Here is a 3,323-nt window from a genome sequence, read left to right as displayed (position 1 = left end):
CGATGTGCTGTGGGCGATGCTGCGTGACAAGAGGCTGTTCACCTCCGCCCCGTCGGTCACGCAGACGGCTTGACACGATCATTGAGATTCCTTCCTCCTACCCGCCTGAGCTGCGCCGTCGTGCGGTGCGCATGGTCGCCGAGGTCCTCGGTGACTACCCGAACGAGTCGGCCGCGCTGCGGGCCGTCGCTGAGAAGCTGGGCATCGGTTCGGCCGAGACGCTGCGCAATTGGGTGCGCCGGGACCAGGTCGACTCCGGGCAGCGCCCGGGCACGACCACGGAGGAGTCCGCACAGATCAAGGCGATGAAGAAGGAGATCGCCGAGCTGAAGCGGGCGAACGAGATCCTCAAGGCCGCGGCGAGTTTCTTCGCGGCCGAGCTCGACCGGCCACACCAGCGCTCGTAGCGTTCATCGACGAGCACCGGGGCCGCTTCGGCGGCGTCGAGCCGATCTGCCACGTGCTGACCGAGCACGGCTGCAGCATCGCCCCTTCCACCTACTAAGCCTTCAACACCCTTCCGCCTTCAGCGCGTTCAGTGCGCGACGCAGAACTGAAGACGCTGATCAAGCATGCCTTCGAGGCCAACTTCCGCGTCTACGGCGCCCGCAAGATCTGGCACGAGCTGAACCGCCGGGGTCACACCGTGGCCCGCTGCACCGTCGAGCGCCTGATGCGTGAACTCGGCATCACCGGCGCGGTCCGCGGCAAGCACGTGATCACCACTCTTCCCGGCGGGCAGGTCGACCGCGCCCCCGACCTGGTCGAGCGCGACTTCGTCGCCGGCGCCCCGAACCGCTGCTGGGCCGCGGACTTCACCTACGTCAGGACCTGGGCCGGGATCGTGTACGTCGCCTTCGTCGTGGACACTTTCTCCCGCCGGATCGTCGGCTGGTCCGCGGCCACCGTCAAGCAGACGGTGTTCGTCCTGGACGCGCTGGAGATGGCGATCTGGCAGCGCGACCGCGACCAGAACCCTGTCGTGCCAGGCGAGTTGGTCCACCACAGCGACGCGGGCAGTCAGTACACGTCGTTCCGCCTGGCCGAGCACCTCGAAGCAGTGGGCATCGCGGCGTCCATCGGCTCGGTCGACGATGCCTACGACAACGCCCTCATGGAGAGCACGATCGGGCTGTTCAAGACCGAGCTGATCAAGCCCCGGCGCCCATGGCGGACCCTCTCGCAGGTCGAGCTCGCCACGGCCGAGTGGGTCGACTGGTACAACCACCGCCGACTCCACGGTGAGATAGGCCACGTCCCGCCCGTCGAGTACGAGACCAACTACTACCTGGCAACCGCAAAACCACTGGCCAAAGCCATCATCTGAGCTCTCTACCGAACCCGGGGCGGTTCAGTTAGACCGCCGCCAGGCTCGGCCTGGCCGGTCCAGGGTAGGCGCAGCCCATCGTGTCAGTGACGCTGGAGGCGCCCTTGACGGGGCGCCGTAGTTTGCGAGTGGAGCTGCTTGGTTTGCGACCTTGTCCCCGCACGGTGCTCCGCACTGCCAAGGCCTGGGAGCCTGCCGATCAGCACATGGTTGAATCAGCGGATGAGTGAGCCCTTTGTCGACCTGGGCGTCGTTACAGCACCGTCCGGCGTGCTGGTCCTGGGGATGGCCGGCTGGATCGACCAATGGTCCGAGCACGGCGCCCCGCTGTCCGAGCGGGCACTGGCCGCCGGGCAGCGCGGCGGCGGCCACCTCCACGAGCCTGCGGACGGCCCGAGCGAGGAGTGGTTCTGTGAGGCGGTCGCAGTGCCGGCCGCGCCTGATCGGCCGCTGAACGTCCGCGCACAGACGTGGAATTCGTACGACGGGCCGGTCATCACGGTCCTGGAAGTCGACCTCGGCCTGCCCTGGCCGGGCGATCCCGGCGGAGAGCCCATCCTCCTCGGCGACCTGCCGGTCGACCGGTGCGGCATGGTCCTCGGGGACGCCCGCGCCCTCGACTCGTTCGTCGGGCTGTCCGGCGAGTCGATCGACGGGCTCGCCGACGTCACCTACTGGGGGAAGTACGAAGACGACGCCCACGCCCGTTTCGGCGGCGACCCGATGTCGCAGGTCGACGGGCGCGGCGGTCCCTACGGACACCTCGATCTTCCCCTCCATGAGGCTCAGGAGCTCGCCGACCGGATCCGGGACTGGCTGTCGAACGGGCCCCGCATCGGCCTGCTGGTCTCCGCGGACGCCCACACCCACTTCCACCTGCTCGACCGGGCCGGCGAGAGCCACCCCCTGCTGGCGGGGCAGATCGAGCTCGACGGATCCCGGATCATTCAGCTGGGCTGGGATCCCGGCGACCACTCCATGCGCCACCGCGGCGAACGCGCCTACGGGCAGGTCTACGCCGTCACCCTGGAACGGGCCGACGCCACCACCCTGCTGCGCTGGACCATCCCCGCGGAAACCGACGGCCCCGAATAGGAAGCCATGCCGGAGGACGGGCGGCCCCGCGGCCCTCGCTCACCGATTTCTCGCCACTTGCTTCGAGGTTCAACGAGCTGGGGAATCGTGAGCGGGGGTGGGGAATTCCGAGGCTCTGGCCGCGATTGCGTGAATGATCTTCCCGCCCCCGCCCCCGCCCCCGCCCCCGACCCCGTGGTCGGCCAGAGCCGCCTGGTTGGACGGGATGACTGGTGAGCGTGATCTGCGGCTGGGAAAAGGGCGGCGAAACGGTCTCCTGGGCACCTATTATCGGCTCCGTGATGTCGCGAAGGTCAGATGCCGCGTAAGTCCCCGCGCCTGGTGCGCGCCAGCCTCACTGATCGCCAAGGGCATGACTCGGTCAGCACGCTGCTGACCACTGCGTGCCCTGGGCCACCCATGTGCAGCGCTGTACACACGTACCTCTATGTCGATGGCCTTGACTTGATCGCGCGCAGTTACAACGGTGCAAGCGGTGATCATCCGAACCGGCTGCTCAGGCCCGGAGGCCCCCTCTATCCGACTGATCAAGCCCGGACTGTGGATGTTGTGACCCAAGAGCTGGGCTCCAACACCGCCTCCGAGGTCTGTATCCGGATCCGGCTCCGAGGTCAGACGGTGGTCTGGGACGATCTGATGTACCCAGGTGCTGACGACCGGGTCATCGAAGAAGTTCGATTTGACCTGACCCAGTACCTAACTGCGATCGAACATGGCTACTCGCGATGGGGCCGTGGCGCGTGATGCGTACCAGCGGAAACACCAGCGGCTTTCATTTAGAGGGCGTTTCGTCCCGTTGTTTTGTTCGGAGATGAATGGCTTGGTCATGGTTCATGTGCCGCGCCATGTCGGGGTGGTTTCGTTGGTGAGTCGGCGGGTCATGAGGTTGATCATCGCGAGG

General features: G+C 67.0%; 1 protein-coding gene and 1 pseudogene. Both read left to right on the top strand.

What is annotated here, in order from left to right; genetic code table 11:
- Window positions 1-131: 131 nt before the first annotated feature.
- Window positions 132-1,327 (top strand): annotated as a pseudogene (locus ACWD4U_RS34640) (IS3 family transposase).
- A gap of 222 nt (window positions 1,328-1,549) precedes the next feature.
- Window positions 1,550-2,422, top strand: a complete 873-nt coding sequence (locus ACWD4U_RS34635; protein WP_363462260.1) for a hypothetical protein — start codon at window positions 1,550-1,552, stop codon at window positions 2,420-2,422.
- Window positions 2,423-3,323 lie beyond the last annotated feature (901 nt).

It is taken from the genome of Kitasatospora sp. NPDC002522 (genome assembly GCF_053595195.1).
The sequence above is the reverse complement of the archived record's forward strand: the minus strand, read 5'-3'. Positions and strand labels throughout refer to the sequence as shown.